Source organism: Roseivivax sp. THAF30, assembly GCF_009363575.1.
GTDB lineage: Bacteria > Pseudomonadota > Alphaproteobacteria > Rhodobacterales > Rhodobacteraceae > Roseivivax > Roseivivax halotolerans.
Map to the genome: position 1 here is coordinate 1487782 of NZ_CP045389.1, position 16322 is coordinate 1504103.

General features: G+C 59.7%; 12 protein-coding genes and 1 pseudogene. All 13 read right to left on the minus strand.

Annotation, left to right across the window (positions count from 1 at the left end):
* Positions 1-7: 7 nt before the first annotated feature.
* Positions 8-880: a glucose-1-phosphate thymidylyltransferase RfbA gene (gene rfbA / locus FIU91_RS07235; protein WP_152461987.1), complete on the minus strand. Its 873-nt coding sequence runs from the start codon at positions 878-880 to the stop codon at positions 8-10.
* Entirely contained in the window at positions 877-1719 is an 843-nt protein-coding gene (gene rfbD, locus FIU91_RS07240) for a dTDP-4-dehydrorhamnose reductase (protein ID WP_152461988.1), read from the minus strand. Before rfbD ends, rfbA begins: the two co-directional genes overlap by 4 nt.
* On the minus strand, positions 1716-2756 hold the full coding sequence (rfbB, locus tag FIU91_RS07245) for a dTDP-glucose 4,6-dehydratase (protein WP_152461989.1): 1041 nt from the start codon (positions 2754-2756) through the stop codon (positions 1716-1718). Before rfbB ends, rfbD begins: the two co-directional genes overlap by 4 nt.
* A 6-nt stretch (positions 2757-2762) precedes the next feature.
* On the minus strand, positions 2763-3923 hold the full coding sequence (locus FIU91_RS07250) for a DUF1972 domain-containing protein (protein WP_152461990.1): 1161 nt from the start codon (positions 3921-3923) through the stop codon (positions 2763-2765).
* A 58-nt stretch (positions 3924-3981) separates the two neighbouring features.
* Complete coding sequence (locus FIU91_RS07255) at positions 3982-5367, minus strand: phosphomannomutase (RefSeq protein ID WP_152461991.1); 1386 nt, start codon at positions 5365-5367, stop codon at positions 3982-3984.
* A complete protein-coding gene (locus FIU91_RS07260; RefSeq protein WP_152461992.1) occupies positions 5364-6803 on the minus strand; it encodes a mannose-1-phosphate guanylyltransferase/mannose-6-phosphate isomerase in 1440 nt (479 codons plus the stop codon). Before FIU91_RS07260 ends, FIU91_RS07255 begins: the two co-directional genes overlap by 4 nt.
* A 357-nt stretch (positions 6804-7160) precedes the next feature.
* Positions 7161-8168 (minus strand): glycosyltransferase, encoded by a 1008-nt coding sequence (locus FIU91_RS07265; protein ID WP_172974960.1) that lies wholly within the window; start codon positions 8166-8168, stop codon positions 7161-7163.
* Between the two features lie 971 nt (positions 8169-9139).
* On the minus strand, positions 9140-10582 hold the full coding sequence (locus FIU91_RS07270) for a mannose-1-phosphate guanylyltransferase/mannose-6-phosphate isomerase (protein ID WP_152461994.1): 1443 nt from the start codon (positions 10580-10582) through the stop codon (positions 9140-9142).
* A gap of 153 nt (positions 10583-10735) precedes the next feature.
* Positions 10736-11701: a GDP-L-fucose synthase gene (locus FIU91_RS07275; protein ID WP_305793830.1), complete on the minus strand. Its 966-nt coding sequence runs from the start codon at positions 11699-11701 to the stop codon at positions 10736-10738.
* A gap of 5 nt (positions 11702-11706) precedes the next feature.
* Positions 11707-12831, minus strand: coding sequence for a GDP-mannose 4,6-dehydratase (gene gmd / locus FIU91_RS07280; protein ID WP_152461996.1), 1125 nt, complete (start codon positions 12829-12831; stop codon positions 11707-11709).
* A gap of 16 nt (positions 12832-12847) precedes the next feature.
* Positions 12848-13588 carry a glycosyltransferase family 2 protein gene (locus FIU91_RS07285; protein ID WP_152463677.1) on the minus strand — a complete coding sequence of 247 codons (741 nt, stop codon included), beginning with the start codon at positions 13586-13588 and terminating at the stop codon, positions 12848-12850.
* An 847-nt stretch (positions 13589-14435) separates the two neighbouring features.
* The gene (locus FIU91_RS07290; protein ID WP_152461997.1) at positions 14436-15341 is read right to left on the minus strand and encodes a glycosyltransferase family 2 protein; all 906 of its coding nucleotides are present in this window, start codon (positions 15339-15341) and stop codon (positions 14436-14438) included.
* A 296-nt stretch (positions 15342-15637) separates the two neighbouring features.
* Positions 15638-15790, minus strand: a pseudogene (locus FIU91_RS19790) (sugar O-acetyltransferase); the annotation flags it as partial.
* Positions 15791-16322 lie beyond the last annotated feature (532 nt).

Here is a 16322-nt window from a genome sequence, read left to right on the forward strand (position 1 = left end):
CTCTGCCTTAGTCCAGAAGTCGCCTCAGGTACGCGCCGTAATCGTTCTTCCCGAAGGCTTTTGCGCGCGCCTCGATCTCGTCCCGTCCGACCCACCCGGCCTCATATGCGATCTCGTCGGGATTGCCGATCTGCAGGCCCTGGCGTTGGACGAGGGTGCGGACGAAGTTGCCCGCATCGAGGAGGCTGCCGTGGGTGCCGGTGTCGAGCCAGGCATAGCCGCGGCCCATCCGGCGCACGTCGAGCAGACCATCCTCGAGATAGGTCTCCAGAAGCGAGGTGATCTCGAGCTCGCCGCGGTCCGACGGGGTTACGGTCGCCGCGCGCTCGGGCGCGCTTCCATCGAGGAAGTAAAGCCCCGTGACCGCGTAGGGCGAGGGCGCCTTCTGCGGCTTTTCGATGACCTGTGTCACGCGCCCGTTCGCGTCGTAATCGACGACGCCGTAGCGCTCGGGGTCCGAGACGCGGTAGCCGAAGACCGTGCCGCCGGTTGTGCGCGCATCGGCCTCTGCGAGAAGCTCGGGCAGGCCGTGGCCGAAGAAGACGTTGTCGCCGAGCACCATCGCGGAGGGCGCCCCATCCAGAAAGTCGCGCGCAAGGAGATATGCCTGCGCCAGCCCGTCCGGGGAGGGCTGCTCGATATAGGTGAGGCTGATCCCCCATTGCGAGCCGTCCCCGAGCGTGCGCTGGAACTGCGCCTGGTCCTCGGGCGTGGTGATGACACAGATCTCGCGGATGCCGGCGAGCATCAGGACCGTGAGCGGGTAATAGACCATCGGCTTGTCGTAGACCGGCAGGAGCTGCTTCGAGACGCCCATCGTGATCGGGTAAAGCCGCGTGCCGGAGCCTCCGGCGAGGATGATGCCTTTGCGCTGTGTCATGCGAGCTCCTTCAGAACGAGATCGAGATGCGCGCGCCAGTCGGGCCGGCCGATGCCGAAGGCCTCGGCGGTCGCGGCGCAATCGAGACGGGAATTGAGCGGACGCGCCGCTGGGGTGGGATAATCCGAGGTCGGGATGTCGGTCACGGTGCAATCGAGCCCAGCCGCTTCGAAGATCGCGCGGGCGAAGTCCGCCCAGCTGACATCGGGCGCGCCCGAGAAGTGGTATGTGCCGGAAAGCTCCGTGTTGTCAGAGAGCTGCGCTGCGATCTTGAGGCAAGCCTCGGCGATGGCGCGGGCCGGGGTGGGCCCGCCGATCTGGTCGGAGACGATGCTCAGCGCGTCCCGCTCCGCGCCAAGGCGCAGCATCGTCTTCACGAAGTTCGCGCCATGCGCCGAGAAGACCCAGGAGGTGCGCAGGATGGCATGAGGGCCGCCCGCCGCACGGACCGCCTCTTCGCCGTCCTGCTTGGTGGCCCCGTAGACATTGAGGGGTCGGGGCACGGCGCCCGGCGCGCGAGGGGCATCGCCCGACCCGTCGAAGACGTAATCGGTCGAGATATGCACGAAGGGAATGCCGCGTGCCGCGGCCGCCTCTGCCATGACGGCGGGCGCCCGCGCGTTCAAAGCCGCGGCCGCGTCGGGCTCGGCCTCGGCGCGGTCGACGGCGGTATAGGCGGCGGCGTTGATGATGGCCTTGGGCGCGTGGCTGTCGATCGCGGCGCGGATGGCGTCCGCGTCGGTCACATCGCAGGCCGCGCGCCCGAGCGCGATGACATCGGGCGATGTCGCAAGTTCGGTTGCGACCTGGCCCGAGCGTCCGAACACCAGGATGCTCATGAGCCGACCCCGAGCCGCGTTCCGACGCCGTCGCGGCTCAGAAGCGGGCGCCACCAGTCCTCGTTCTCGAGATACCAGCGCACGGTCCGCTCGAGGCCCTCCTGCAAGGTGACGGAAGGCTGCCAGCCGAGCTCGTCCCGGATCCGGCTTGCGTCGATGGCGTAGCGCAGATCGTGGCCCGGGCGATCCGCGACGAAGGTGATGAGATCGCCGTGCGGTGCGGCGTCCGGGCGCAAGCGGTCGAGGATGGCGCAGAGATCCCGGACAAGATCGATATTGGCGCGCTCGTTGTTCCCGCCGATATTGTAGCTGCGCCCGAGGGCCCCGTCTTGCAGGACCGTCAGGAGCGCGTCGGCGTGATCCTCGACGTAAAGCCAGTCGCGCACGTTCCGTCCCTCGCCATAGACCGGGATCGGCTGGCCATGCAGCGCGTTCAGGATGACGACGGGGATCAGCTTCTCGGGGAAGTGGTAGGGGCCGTAATTGTTCGAGCAGTTCGAGAGCACCACCGGCAGCCCGTAGGTCTCTGCCCAGGCGCGAACGAGGTGATCCGAGGCGGCTTTGGAGGCGGAGTAGGGCGAGCGCGGATCGTAGGCCGTCTCTTCGGTGAAGAGCCCGGTCTCGCCCAGAGATCCGAAGACCTCGTCGGTCGAGACATGGTGGAATCGGAAGGTATCCGGGCGGCCTTTCGCGAGCCAATAGCTCCGCGCGGCCTCAAGGAGGTGAAACGTGCCGGTGACGTTCGTCTCCATGAAGGCGGCCGGGCCGTCGATCGAGCGATCCACATGGCTTTCGGCCGCGAGATGCATGACCGCGTCGGGCGCATGCTCGGCAAAGATGCGGTCAAGCGCGGCACGGTCGCGAATGTCCGCATGTTCGAACCTATAGAGCGGGCTGTCGGCCACCGGCGCGACGTTTGCGGGATTGGCCGCATAGGTCAGCGCATCGAGATTGACGACCTCGTGCCCCCTTGCCACCGCAAGCCGCACCACCGCAGAGCCGATAAAGCCCGCACCGCCTGTTACGAGGATCTTCATGGCGCCTCACTTCTCGCTTACAGCCAGAGGCTTAGACCGGAACGCGGCGGAACGCCACGAGGGGCGCGTCGCAGTGATCTTGGTTGTGGCAGGACGGCAGCTTGCGGCGAGAAGGCTGAAATATCTCGCCGCGACATCCGCCCAGCGGTAGCGGCGTTCAGCAATGGCGGCCATGTCGTCGCCGATTTGCTGGGCGCTCTCCTCCGACAGATCCTCAAGTTGCCCGCAAAGACTGGCGCAGCTCGTGAAATAAAGTGCCCGTCCTTCGGTGGTCTGCCAGTTCGAGCCCGTCGCGAAGGCGAGGACTGGAATGCGGTAGGGCATGATTTCGACCAGGGACGGGTTCGTCCCACCGGCTGAGTGCCCGTGAATATACACCGAGGCGCGGCGGCGCAGGCGTGACAAGGCTAGAGGGTCATAGACCGCGTCCTGCAAATCGAGATTGGGGCAGGCCGCGAAACGGTCTCTGAGACGCCGACCGTATCGGCTCGCCCGCCAATTGCCGACGAAGGTCAAGCATCGCTCCGGCATCTGAGCGAACGCCTCGAGCACCATCTCGACATTGTTCTCGGGCTCGATCCGCGCGATTGCGAGGGCGGGGCCCGGAGATGGTGAATTCCTGATGGGAAGAACCGCGCCATGGTCACTTCCATAAGGGATAACATGGCAGGCACGGCCATATTCGAATGTGACATGGCGCGCGATGGCGGGATTGTCCGCAACGATATGGTGCGACCAGCGTATCGCGGCCCGCTCGGACAGACGCAGGACGTGCCGTGCAAGCCACCCCCATTTGCGACGCTGCCATTCGAGACCGTCGATATTGGTGACGATCCGCACCCGAGAGACAGCGCGGATGAGCGGCAGAGCAAGCGCGCCCGACACGCCGAGCAATAGGATCGTGTCCGTCCCGCGCCGCACGGCTTCCAGCATCGAGATGATATCGTAGAGAACCGAGAAGGCGCCATTCGCGGGAAGCGGCACATAGCGCAGGCGCGCGCCCTCATAGCGCTGTGGACCGCCGCGGCCGGGACAATACACGGTAAGGTCCACCGGCTGCGGCGCCTCCCGGTTCTGGCGCGCGAGATTTTCGGCGAGCGTCTCGAACCCGCCATAGCGGGCCGGCAGTCCGGCTGTGCCGATGATGGCGCAGGTGATGGGCGTCATGGGGCCTCGGAGCGGCTAACGTTCGCTCCGACAATGGCGCCTTAACCCTAAATCCCCGTTAAGCCTGGCGGGCTTCGCCTTGCCGCAGCAGCGCTTCGACGCGCGCGACGCCCGCATCGACGAGCGCTCTGTCGCCCTTTGCCTCGACATTGAGTCGCACGACCGGTTCGGTGTTGGAACTGCGAAGGTTGAACCGCCAGGTGCCGAGGTCGAAGCTAAGCCCGTCGGTTTCGTCGACGGCCTGAGCCTTGGGCTCGAAGGCAGCGCGCACGCGTGCGATGGCTGCGCCGGGATCCTCGAGCGTGAAGTTGATCTCACCAGAAGAGGGAAACTTCGTGCGCCGCTCTGCCACGAGATCAGCGAGCGGTCCCTTTTGGCTGACGAGCTCGGCGACGAGGAGCCACGGGATCATGCCTGAGTCGCAAAAGCAGAAGTCGCGGAAATAGTGATGCGCCGACATCTCGCCGCCATAGACGGCGTCCTCGTCGCGCAAGGCTTGCTTCAGGAACGCGTGACCGGTTCGCGCCTGCACCGCGCGCCCGCCGCTTTCGGCCACGATATCCTGCGTGTTCCAGACAATGCGCGGATCATGGACGATCGCGGCGCCGGGCTCTTTCTTCAGGAAGGCTTCCGCCAGGAGGCCGACGACATATTCCCCGTCGATGAACGCGCCGGTGTGATCGAAGAAGAAGCAGCGGTCGAAATCGCCGTCCCAAGCCACGCCGAAATCCGCGCCATGCGTTCGAACGGCTTCAGCCGTGGCGGGCCGGTTCTCAGGCAGGAGCGGGTTCGGGATGCCTTGCGGGAAGGTTCCGTCCGGCTCGTGATACATGCGGACGAACTCGAAAGGCGCGCCCATGTCCGCCAGATGCGAGGCAAGCGCGTCGAAGGTCGGCCCGGCAGCGCCGTGCCCCGCGTTCACGAGAATCTTGAGCGGGTTCAGAGTGTCCATGTCCACGAAGGACGCGATGCGCGCAACGTAGGCCGCGCGGGCTTCGCTGGCGACATCCGTGATCGATCCGTCCGGATGCGGCGCCGGGAACTCATCCGCTTCGGCCAAATCCTTGATCCGCGCCAGACCTGTCTCCGATCCGAGCGGAGCAGAGCCCGCGCGCACCATCTTCATCCCGTTGTAATCCATCGGGTTATGCGACGCGGTCACGCAGATCCCGCCATCGGCGCCGAAATGCGTGGTAGCGAAATACATCTCCTCGGTGCCTGAGAGCCCGAGGTCGAGCACCTCGCATCCCGCATCGCTTAAGGCGCGCGCTACGGATTCCGCCAGCTCTTCCGAAGAGGCCCGAACGTCGCGGCCAAGGACGACCCGCTTGGCCTCGAGCGCGTCGGCGAAGGCACGTCCGATCCGGTAGGCGATCTCTGCGTCGAGATCGACACCGAGCCGCCCGCGGATGTCGTATGCTTTGAAGCAGGTGAGGCCGCTCATCCCTTGGCTCCCTGTCCGCGCGCGTAGACGTCGTCGTAGCGGATGATGTCATCCTCGCCGAGGTAGCGGCCGGTCTGCACTTCGATCAGGACCATCGGCACCTTGCCGGGATTTTCCATCCGGTGGACCGCGCCGAGCGGGATGTAGACGGACTGGTTCTCGGTCACCAGGACCTCGTCGTCGTCCACGGTGACCTTCGCGGTGCCTTGCACGACGATCCAATGCTCGGAGCGGTGGTGATGGCTCTGCAGAGACAGGGCCGCGCCTGGATTGACGTGGATGCGTTTCACCTGGAAGCGATCGCCGGTCACGAGGCTTTCGAACCAGCCCCAGGGGCGGTGGTCGATGGGAAGACTCGTGGCCTGCGCCGCGCCGCGGGCTTTCAGCGCCGAGACGGCCTCCTTGACGCGCTGCGCTTCGGATTTGTGGGCGACAAGCACCGCGTCGTTCATGGCGACGGCGACGATGTCGGTCAGACCGATACCCACGAGTTCGACCTCGGGCGACTCGCTGCGCAGAAGCGTGTCGGTGCAGTCGATGGCGGTCGCATGGTCGGATGTGACCGTGCCGGTCGCGTCGGGCTGAGATTCCATCCAGACCGCGTCCCAGCCTCCGAGATCAGACCACGCGCCCTTGTAGGGCATCACGGCGAGGTTGGTCGCCTTCTCCATGATGGCATAGTCGATGGAGATATCCTCGACCCCGTCCCAGGGATCGGCGGCAAGACGGGTGAAGGACAGATCCTGCGCCGCGCCGGTCACGGCCTCGCGGACCTTGGCCAGCATCTTTGGCGCATGTGTCTCGAACGCGTCGATCATCGTCTGCGCGGAGAACAGGAAGATCCCGGCATTCCAGAGATACCGCCCGGCTGCGAGCATCTCCTCGGCGCAAGCGAGATCGGGCTTTTCGACGAAGCGGGCGAGGGGCTGAGGCGTCTCTGCCGCGGGTGCGGCATCGCTCGCGAGTTCGAGATACCCATACCCCGTCTCGGGCCGGGTCGGGGCGATGCCGAAGGTCACGATATCGCCGGCCTCCGCACGGGGCAGGGCAGCTGCAACGGCCGCGCGGAACGCCTGCGGGTCCGGGATCGCGTGATCGGACGGAGCGACCAGCATCATGGCTCCGGGTTCTCGCGCGACAAGCCAAAGCGCCGCCGCCGCGATCGCCGGGGCGGTGTTCCGCCCTTCGGGCTCGATCAGGATGCCCTGCGCCGCCTGCTCCACGGCAGCGAGCTGTTCGGTGACGATGAAGCGGAAATCGTTCGCCGTCAGGATCACCGGCGCCGCGAAGCCTTCACCCTGCAAACGGCGTGCAGACGCCTGGAACAGGCTTTCCTCGCCGAGAAGGTCGGCGAATTGCTTGGGGTAGGACTTGCGGGACAAGGGCCAGAGGCGCGTTCCCGAGCCGCCGCAGAGAAGGATAGGGGTAATGGACATTGAAGACCTAAAGTTTCAGAGTATTTGTTTTGTGGCTTTTAGCGACGAGGGCCGTTGTCCTCGCGTCCCATACTGAACGATTTCTCGTAGTCACTTTGAAACCGATAGGACTTGCAGACGCAACTCTGTGGCGAGTCGGTCTCATTCACGGTCGCGAGTTGTGGTTCCGCTGCCTACGTCTGCTGCTGACCGGGGCCACAGGGCACAGGCGCTTCACTTCGGGCGTGCGTTGGATGCAGCACCAACCAAGTATAATGTGCCGTCCGGCCTCTAGAAATTTTTTCGAGACAGCGATGCTTCAAACGTCAACGAAGCAGCTCGATCCAATCAGTTTTCGCGGACGCAAAATACCCAGATTTAGGTGCTCTCGAGGCCCCTGAGCCGGGCCACTGATACTTCGCGGCGACGCCGGCTCATGCGGTCGTGTCGCTTGGTGAAGATGACCAGCGACCGATGTAGAATCGTGAATGCCAATCCGCACAGGACGAATGCAATCCAGCACAGAAGCGGCTGATCGTGGAGTACGATACCCAGCGCCACGGGGGACATGATCAACGGTATCAGGAAAAGGCTTGTCACGGGGTTTGACACGCGCTTGTTGCCGCGGCCAAGCCATATGATTTCAAGGCTCCGGCGGAGTACCTGATGCATGTGAAATCGGTCCGGCGCGGCCACGCGCGCGCCAGACAAAAGGCGACGCACGATCGTATGAGTGGTGTCCGCGAACGGCCAGAAAAGGATGAGAAGCAGTGCCGGGATCGCGATTGCGTCTGACGTCCAGGCAAGAATAAAAGCGCACCAGATCAGAAGGTGAGCAAGCCCGTAAGACCCGGCATCACCCAAGAAGATCAGGCCGAACGGCCAGTTCAGAAGGAAAAAGCCGACGCCCGCCGCCGCAAGAAGCAGGGCAAAGAGCGCAACCTCGGTCTGTCCCTCGAGGGACGCAACCGCGGCCAGTCCGATCGCACCGGACACGATGACGGTGGACGCCAGACCGTTCATTCCATCCGTGAGGTTGAGCGCATGACAGAACCCTGCGGAGAAGAACACGGTAATCAGGATCGCAACCGCCGGGATCTGCATGAATGTATCCAGAACGACAATATCGGACCGTGGGACCCAAAGCCCGCACAGCCAGATCGCACATATGGCGGCGACCGCGGATGCAATCAGCCGGCCGAGCGGGCTGACACCATATCCGAAATCCTCGATCGTGCCGGCGATAACGGCGGGGAGTGCGGACAGAAGCAGCGGGAGCGCAACCGACATCTCCGATGTGCCGAGCCATGCGGCGGACAGGCAGATCGCTGCGAAAATCGCCAGCCCGCCGCAACGCGGCGGATTTCCTTCGTGCGACGCTTGCACGGCAGACGCATCGCCGCGTTCGCGCCAAAAACGAGAAAGTGCGGGTCGCAGCGAGATGAGCAATGAGCATAGGAGAAGGGCGGTGACAGATGTCATCGCGATCACAAGCGGAGCAACGTCAAAAGTGAGCGCCAAGCTTTTGAGGATATTGTCCATAATCTGAAATCTACTACCGAAGAATTTAGTATTTATTTGCGGATGTCGTTATCGCCGCCCAGATGCCACCTAGCGAAGGACGGCTTTGCCTTTTTGTCACGTGCCGATCAAGCGACTCGGCGCCCCCGCTATTTTATCATCGGAAATGGAAGTGTCAGTGACACTGACCAGATACCGAACGCCTGTAAATGGATTGTTCTATGATTCACCCCTGTTTCTGTTCACACAATCCTACCCCAAAGGTCAAGGTCGTTGCCCCGCAGAGTACGACCTACCCTGACTGAGCGCTGAAGTGTTATGCAATAAATGGACTACTCAATGAGCGCCTCAGGAGCTTCCAGACCTATGATAACTGCCGCCATACGTTCGGAGCTAGTGTCTGCCCGTATTCGCTACCACCTGCTAAGGTATTGAAACGATTAGAAATCCAAGATTTTCACATGGATCCACCACGATCCGTCTGGTGCCGAGGACTCGTCGCCGGCCATATTTGCTGAGCTGTGCGCTACACGTCGTTCGGGTGAATCTTAGGGCGCGCAAATCGTTTGTAGACGGATTTGCAATCCGAGAATTTGTGCTGAGAATTAATGGACTTCCTGTAAACGTACCCATTTTTTTCTACTTGTGAATCAAGTACTTAGACGCTTTCTGTAAACCAATTTATCGAGCGGACAGTAGGCCCGCCTCGTAACATTTGGAGCTAAAAAGACAGAACTGGCGCGGAAAAATAGCCAGCTCGCAAGCGCGACCAGGGTAATTACCCCGCACACTGAGGTTCTCAGGTATGTCGTATGCTTTGAAGCAGGTGAGGCCGCTCATCCCTTGGCTCCCTGTCCGCGCGCGTAGACGTCGTCGTAGCGGATGATGTCATCCTCGCCGAGATAGCGGCCCGTCTGCACTTCGATCAGGACCATCGGCACCTTGCCGGGATTTTCCATCCGGTGGACGGCGCCGAGCGGGATGTAGACGGACTGGTTCTCGGTCACCAGGACTTCGTCGTCGTCTACGGTCACCTTCGCGGTGCCTTGCACGACGATCCAATGCTCGGAGCGATGGTGATGGCTCTGCAGCGACAGGGCCGCGCCTGGATTGACGTGGATGCGTTTCACCTGGAAGCGATCTCCGGTCACGAGGCTTTCGAACCAGCCCCAGGAGCGATGGTCGATGGGAAGACTCGTGGCCTGCGCCGCGCCGCGGGCTTTCAGCGCCGAGACGGCCTCCTTGACGCGCTGCGCTTCGGATTTGTGGGCGACAAGCACCGCGTCGTTCATGGCGACGGCGACAATGTCGGTCAGCCCGATGCCCACAAGTTCCACCTCGGGCGACTCGCTGCGCAGAAGCGTGTCGGTGCAGTCGATGGCGGTCGCATGGTCGGATGTGACCGTGCCGGTCGCGTCGGGCTGAGATTCCATCCAGACCGCGTCCCAGCCTCCGAGATCAGACCACGCGCCCTTGTAGGGCATCACGGCGAGGTTGGTCGCCTTCTCCATGATGGCATAGTCGATGGAGATATCCTCGACCCCGTCCCAGGGATCGGCGGCAAGACGGGTGAAGGACAGATCCTGCGCCGCGCCGGTCACGGCCTCGCGGACCTTGGCCAGCATCTTTGGCGCATGTGTCTCGAACGCGTCGATCATCGTCTGCGCGGAGAACAGGAAGATCCCGGCATTCCAGAGATACCGCCCGGCTGCGAGCATCTCCTCGGCGCAAGCGAGATCGGGCTTTTCGACGAAGCGGGCGAGGGGCTGGGGCGTCTCCGCCGCGGGTGCGGCATCTCCTGCAAGCTCGAGATACCCATACCCCGTCTCGGGCCGGGTCGGGGCGATGCCGAAGGTCACGATATCGCCGGCCTCCGCACGGGGCAGGGCAGCTGCAACGGCCGCGCGGAACGCCTGCGGGTCCGGGATCGCGTGATCGGACGGAGCGACCAGCATCATGGCTCCGGGTTCTCGCGCGACAAGCCAAAGCGCCGCCGCCGCGATCGCCGGGGCGGTGTTCCGCCCTTCGGGCTCGATCAGGATGCCCTGCGCCGCCTGCTCCACGGCAGCGAGCTGTTCGGTGACGATGAAGCGGAAATCGTTCGCCGTCAGGATCACCGGCGCCGCAAAGCCTTGGCCCTGCAAACGGCGTGCAGACGCCTGGAACAGGCTTTCCTCGCCGAGAAGGTCGGCGAATTGCTTGGGGTAGGACTTGCGGGACAAGGGCCAGAGGCGCGTTCCTGAGCCGCCGCAGAGAAGGATAGGGGTAATGGACGGCAAATTGGCCTCATCTAATTGAATTCGGGTAAGGCGATCTATGCTCTGTAGAAACTCGCGTTGAACCTTGTGAAGTCGGGAAATTGAGGCCAGTCACTGAAGCATTTTGAACAATTTGCTACGCGCGTACTGTTTAATGACATGCCTGGCGCAGTATTAGGCTCGAAGTTCTGACGTGTGTTCGAGGAACCAGCGGTAGGTCTCGCGCACTCCGTCCTCTAAGTCGATTGATGCCTGCCAGCCCATATCGCGCAGGCGTGAGACATCCATCAGCTTGCGTGGCGTGCCATCTGGCTTTGCGGGATCGGTCTCGATCCGTCCTTCGAAGCCCGTCACGCGAGCGACCATTTGAGCAAGCTCAAAGATCGAGATATCCTCGCCGCAGCCGACATTGATGTGGCTCAGCATCGGTTCCGTGTTGGCCTCATATGTCTCGCGGTCGAGATCCATGACGAACAGCGAGGCTGCCGCCATATCATCCACATGCAGGAATTCGCGTCTTGGCGTGCCTGTCCCCCAGATCGTCACCTCGTCGAGGCCAGCCTCACGCGCCTCGTGAAAGCGGCGGATCAGTGCTGGGAGCACATGGCTGTTCTCAGGATGGAAGTTGTCACCAGGACCGTAGAGATTGGTCGGCATGACTGAACGGTAATCGCGGCCATATTGCCGGTTGTAGCTTTCGCAGAGTTTGATCCCTGCGATCTTGGCAATGGCATAAGGCTCATTGGTTGGTTCCAGCGTGCCCGTTAGAAGCGCTTCTTCACGCATCGGCTGATCGGCGTTGCGCGGATAGATGCACGACGAGCCGAGTTGCAGAAGACGGTCGACGCCCGCTGAATGCGCCTGATGGATGACATTCGCCTCGATCATCAGGTTCTCGTAGATGAACTCGGCAGGGTAGGTGTTGTTTGCTTGGATTCCGCCCACCTTCGCGGCGGCAAGTACCACCACGTCAGGACTCTCAGAGTGCATGAAATCACGCACCTGCGCCTGGTCGGTGAGGTCGAGCTCGGCATGGGTTTGGGTTACTAGCGTAAGGTCATTCGCATCTGGCCGCGCCTCCAACTGTCGGAGAATGGCCCCGCCGACCATACCACGATGACCCGCCACATAGATCTTCATGTCGTTCACCCGTTCTCGAGACTTACTGGGATGTCGTAGCCATGCGTCTTCAGGAGCGCATGACGTTGCGCGTTCCGCAGATCTTCAGCGACCATCTCGGCGCACATCTCTTGCGTCGTAATCTCAGGTTCCCAGCCAAGTTTCTCTTTCGCCTTGGTCGGATCGCCAAGGAGCGTCTCGACTTCGGCTGGTCGGAAATACCGTGGGTCAATCCGCATGATGACGTCGCCGACCTTTACGGCAGGCGCGCGGTCGCTGGTGACGGCCTTTACTGTTGCGATTTCTTCGACATCGCTACCGGAGAACTCAAGCTCGATACCGAGCTCCAGTGCGCTCCAGGTGATGAACTCGCGCACACTGTATTGCTTGCCGGTCGCGATTACGAAGTCCTCCGCCTCCTCTTGCTGGAGCATCATCCACTGCATGCGCACATAGTCCTTGGCATGCCCCCAATCCCTGAGAGCATCTATATTGCCCATGAACAGGCACTCCTCGAGACCTTGCGCGATGTTCGCAAGGCCGCGAGTGATCTTGCGAGTAACGAACGTCTCACCCCGGCGCGGGCTCTCATGATTGAAAAGGATGCCGTTGCAGGCATACATTCCATACGCTTCCCGGTAATTGACTGTGATCCAGTAGGAATAGAGCTTGGCTACAGCATAGGGGCTTCGCGGATGGAATGGCGTCGTCTCACGTTGAGGAGTCTCTTGAACGAGACCATACAGCTCCGATGTGGACGCCTGGTAAAAGCGTGTTGTTTTTTCGAGTCCCAGGAACCTGATAGCCTCGAGTAGACGTAGAGTGCCCATCGCGTCTACGTCTGCTGTATATTCCGGGCTCTCGAAGCTAACCGCGACGTGGGATTGAGCACCGAGATTATAAACTTCGTCGGGGCGAACTTCCGATAGAATGCGTGTTAGGTTCGAGCTATCAGTAAGGTCTCCGTAATGAAGAATAAGATTGGGATTCGGTGCGTGCGGATCTTGATAAATGTGGTCGATGCGATCTGTGTTAAATTTCGATGCGCGACGCTTTATGCCGTGTACCTCGTAGCCTCTGTGAAGAAGAAATTCGGCAAGATACGATCCGTCTTGGCCCGTGATGCCGGTAATAAGTGCGCGTTTGGTCATGTATTTAGATGGTCTTTCATATGAATTGTTTGATCTTAGTTAGATTTTTCATTGCCAGCGTGTAGATGCCGCCAACTTCGTTTTTTCGAATTGCCCGATAGTCTTCACGGCTTTTTTTTAGGATCATTCGTATTGATTTGTTACTCTCTCCCCCTATTCGCATCTTCACAAAGACCTCAGGAACATACGCGAGCTTTAAATTTCCTTTTACGATATAGCGCAGCATCGCGTCATAATCGGCTGAGATACGGAAGGAGGTGTCATAAAGCCCATAACGCTCGAAAACTTCGCGGCGGAGATAAAGCGTCGGGTGGGGTGGCATCCAGCCTTTCGACAGACGGTCACGGCTGTACGGGCCGGAACGCCACCGCCGAATGATACGTGACGTATCCTTAGCCGAGACGTAATCGAGATCGCCGTAAACTCCGTCGACACCAGTGTCATCCAAGACATTCGCCACCCGGCTAAGTATCTGCTCATTTGGAAAAAAGTCATCCGAATGCATGAGACCAACCACGTCGCCTTTCGAACGTTTTATCCCACGGTTGATTGCATCGTAGATACCGCTGTCGGGCTCTGTGACGCAGGAGATACGCGGGTCCTGGCGTTCCGCGATCAAAAAGGTCGTGCCATCCGTCGAGCCGCCGTCCTGGATTACGTGCTCGACCTCAGCGTGCTTCTGTGCGGCTACGCTTTCAATGGCGTCTAAGATGGTTTTAGAGCGGTTGAATACGGCGGTGACAATTGAGATTTTCAAGGTAAGACTCGATTGATGACTGCGGCTTTGAGTGTATTTTAGCAATACGGCTTCTGTAATAAAACCGAAAAAACGCGTACTTTGTAAAGGCAGAGAAATTGACTTTCCTGCTCCCAAGTCGTCGCGGGAGGTTTCGCACTCGAGCTCTACTGCATACTAAGGTGGATCTGCTGGCTTACCGTAAGGAGACGCGAGACAGTTTTCCGACAAGGCGCACTACCGAGAATGTTCGGAAGATGCCTCATCGGGTCTTTAGGATACAGCTTAGCTCTTTAGCGCAAAGGCCAGAATTTGGATTCGTCTCGTTAGTCTAGCATAATAGCCGATTTGCATGAGCAGACTGAATAGTCAAGTGTATCGTGCCCGCCACCTTCATTAATTTTGAGACAAGGAGGACACAGTGAATAGCAAAAAATTCACCGAAGAGTTCAAGAGAAACTCTGTCGCTCAGGGCTCCGAGCAATGCGGCCAACACTACAATATCATCAGCCCTAATTGCGCCTTGAGATATAGCCTGCCAGCCGCTGAAAGTCTCATTCGCTAGAAAGGGGACGTTCCGACGTGCCATACTATCAGCACAGTTCTGAGCAATCTGCTCCAATCTCGTTCTCGGCTAGAATGCCCATGATCGGTTCGTTTGTAAGGCCCGTCCACTTTCCTTTCCTTCCTTATGTTCAACCGAACTCTAATAGGAGGTGGAGGAAAAATCCCATGACAACTCCCCCACCACTTCGAAAGGAAAAGCTGCTAACCGGCCAAATCGATAGCCAAGATATTTGGCTGCGAAAAACATGGTCTCCATAAGAAATGATTTTCTCGAAACGCAAGAGCTGGTGAGTCAATCATACTACTTTTCTTCGACGGGGATTGTGATCCCAAGAACATCCCGAATGGCGTCGACCACGTCTGCATCATGTGCTTTAATATAACTTTCAACCTCATAAAGCTTTATATCAACGAGATATCGGTACCAAAAGCCCTGCAGCAAGTGGAACGCTGCGCCTTCTTTTCCATCGAGAAACCCCAACCGGACGATGTACCGATAGACGAAATACGCTAAAGCCCTAAGTCCGCCTGGCAGACGCATATAAACTTTTTCCTTCATCCAGCGCTTCAGACCAGTCTGACCCTCCAGTTTGTTCTGGGTATCCCGTCCCAGAAAGCCGTACTGGGCATCAAGGATCTCGACCACTTCACGGCTGGCATACTTGTTGTGCTTGTCGGTCCACCAGCCAAGCGGCTTGAGATTGTCGTCCAGCAATTCCCCGTCCAGCTGCGCTTCCAATCCATCAAGCAAGATGTGTTCATCCATCCAGCGATCCTCGGAACGGCCGCGGCCCTGCCGCAGCACGCGGGTGATGCGCGCCGGGAACATGCCGCCCCAGCGAATCGGACGGCCGAGGAAGGCCATGCGGCGTGGCACGCTCGCGCCCGCTACGTCCGGTCCGAGGCCGGGCAACACCTGGGATAGCGACCGCACCAGCGTGGGCGAGACTACCTCGTCGGCGTCCAGTCGGAAGATCCAATCGGTCTCAGGAGGCAGTTGATCTAGCGCCCAATTGAATTGCTGGGCTTGCGTGACAAAGGGGTGCACGAGTACGTCGGCACCCATCCTTCGGGCGATTTCGGCAGTGTCATCGGTCGATCCGCTATCTATAACAAAACACCTGTCCGCGAAGAGCGCAACCGACCGTAGTGCGCGTTCGATGTGGCACGCTTCATTAAGCGTCAGGATCACAACTGTGATTTTCACTGAGTTGGGTCTCAAGGCCTGCAATGTCATACGGAATTGTCAGATGCTTGCCACCAGAACTTTGCTGAAACAATGGAATTCTGCATGGCAGCCTGGTTTTCAAAAACGCTCTTTCTTCTTACCGTCCTCATAGCTCACAAATATCTATCCTAGGTGATGGAGTTTGCACGGAGCCTCAGGCCGAGAAGGTCGATATCAGTGTTTTCCGACTCATGAACTATACTAATATTGGCTTTTTTGATCTATGATTACTCGACCGAAATTGACTATATTACACGAAAAATTCGTCAATTCAATTTCCTAATTGTCTTAGCAGGATTACCTACCACGACATGTCCCTGTCCTACATCTTTCATTACCACCGCACGTGCGCCGATCACTGCACCGGTACCGACAGTCACCCCAGGGCCTACGAATGCGTCGGCGGCAATCCATGCATCGGCACCTATGGTAATTGGAGGCTTCAATAAAATGCGATCTGCACTCATAGTATCGTGAGTTCCCGCGCAGATGTGCGCATATTGTGATACTGTCGCTCTCGAGCCCAATTTGATTGGACCCAAGGCGTAAAGGATCGCATGGTCACCTACCGCGCAGCCCTCTCCAAGACTGAGGTTCCAAGGCATGGCAATGCGCACTGTCGGATAAATATGGACATCGCGTCCGACATGTGCACCAAACGCCCGAAGCATTGCCCTCCGCCAACCCCAGAGCGGTCGGGGTGACAGACGAAAGAATAGTGTCACTGAAGCCCAGAGTATCCTGCCTATCTGTTCGCGAAAGGACCATTTCTGTGCCTGCCGGTTGTTCTTCACGTTTATCCGCAGATCTTGGTTCCTCCAATCACCATCAAGTCGGATGTGTCGCCAAGGCTGGGCTACCAAACATCGACCCGCGCTATTAACGCACGATTCCAATGGTACCAAAAATCAAAAGCTGTGCGAACGCAACCGAAACTTGCGGCTTACGCCGGCTTATACA

Coding starts and splice junctions, on each gene's coding strand:
- rfbA (WP_152461987.1), bottom strand. CDS start 880: ATGACACAGCGCAAAGGCATCATCCTCGCCGGAGGCTCCGGCACGCGG.
- rfbD (WP_152461988.1), bottom strand. CDS start 1,719: ATGAGCATCCTGGTGTTCGGACGCTCGGGCCAGGTCGCAACCGAACTT.
- rfbB (WP_152461989.1), bottom strand. CDS start 2,756: ATGAAGATCCTCGTAACAGGCGGTGCGGGCTTTATCGGCTCTGCGGTG.
- FIU91_RS07250 (WP_152461990.1), bottom strand. CDS start 3,923: ATGACGCCCATCACCTGCGCCATCATCGGCACAGCCGGACTGCCGGCC.
- FIU91_RS07255 (WP_152461991.1), bottom strand. CDS start 5,367: ATGAGCGGCCTCACCTGCTTCAAAGCATACGACATCCGCGGGCGGCTC.
- FIU91_RS07260 (WP_152461992.1), bottom strand. CDS start 6,803: ATGTCCATTACCCCTATCCTTCTCTGCGGCGGCTCGGGAACGCGCCTC.
- FIU91_RS07275 (WP_305793830.1), bottom strand. CDS start 11,701: ATGAAGATCTATGTGGCGGGTCATCGTGGTATGGTCGGCGGGGCCATT.
- gmd (WP_152461996.1), bottom strand. CDS start 12,831: ATGACCAAACGCGCACTTATTACCGGCATCACGGGCCAAGACGGATCG.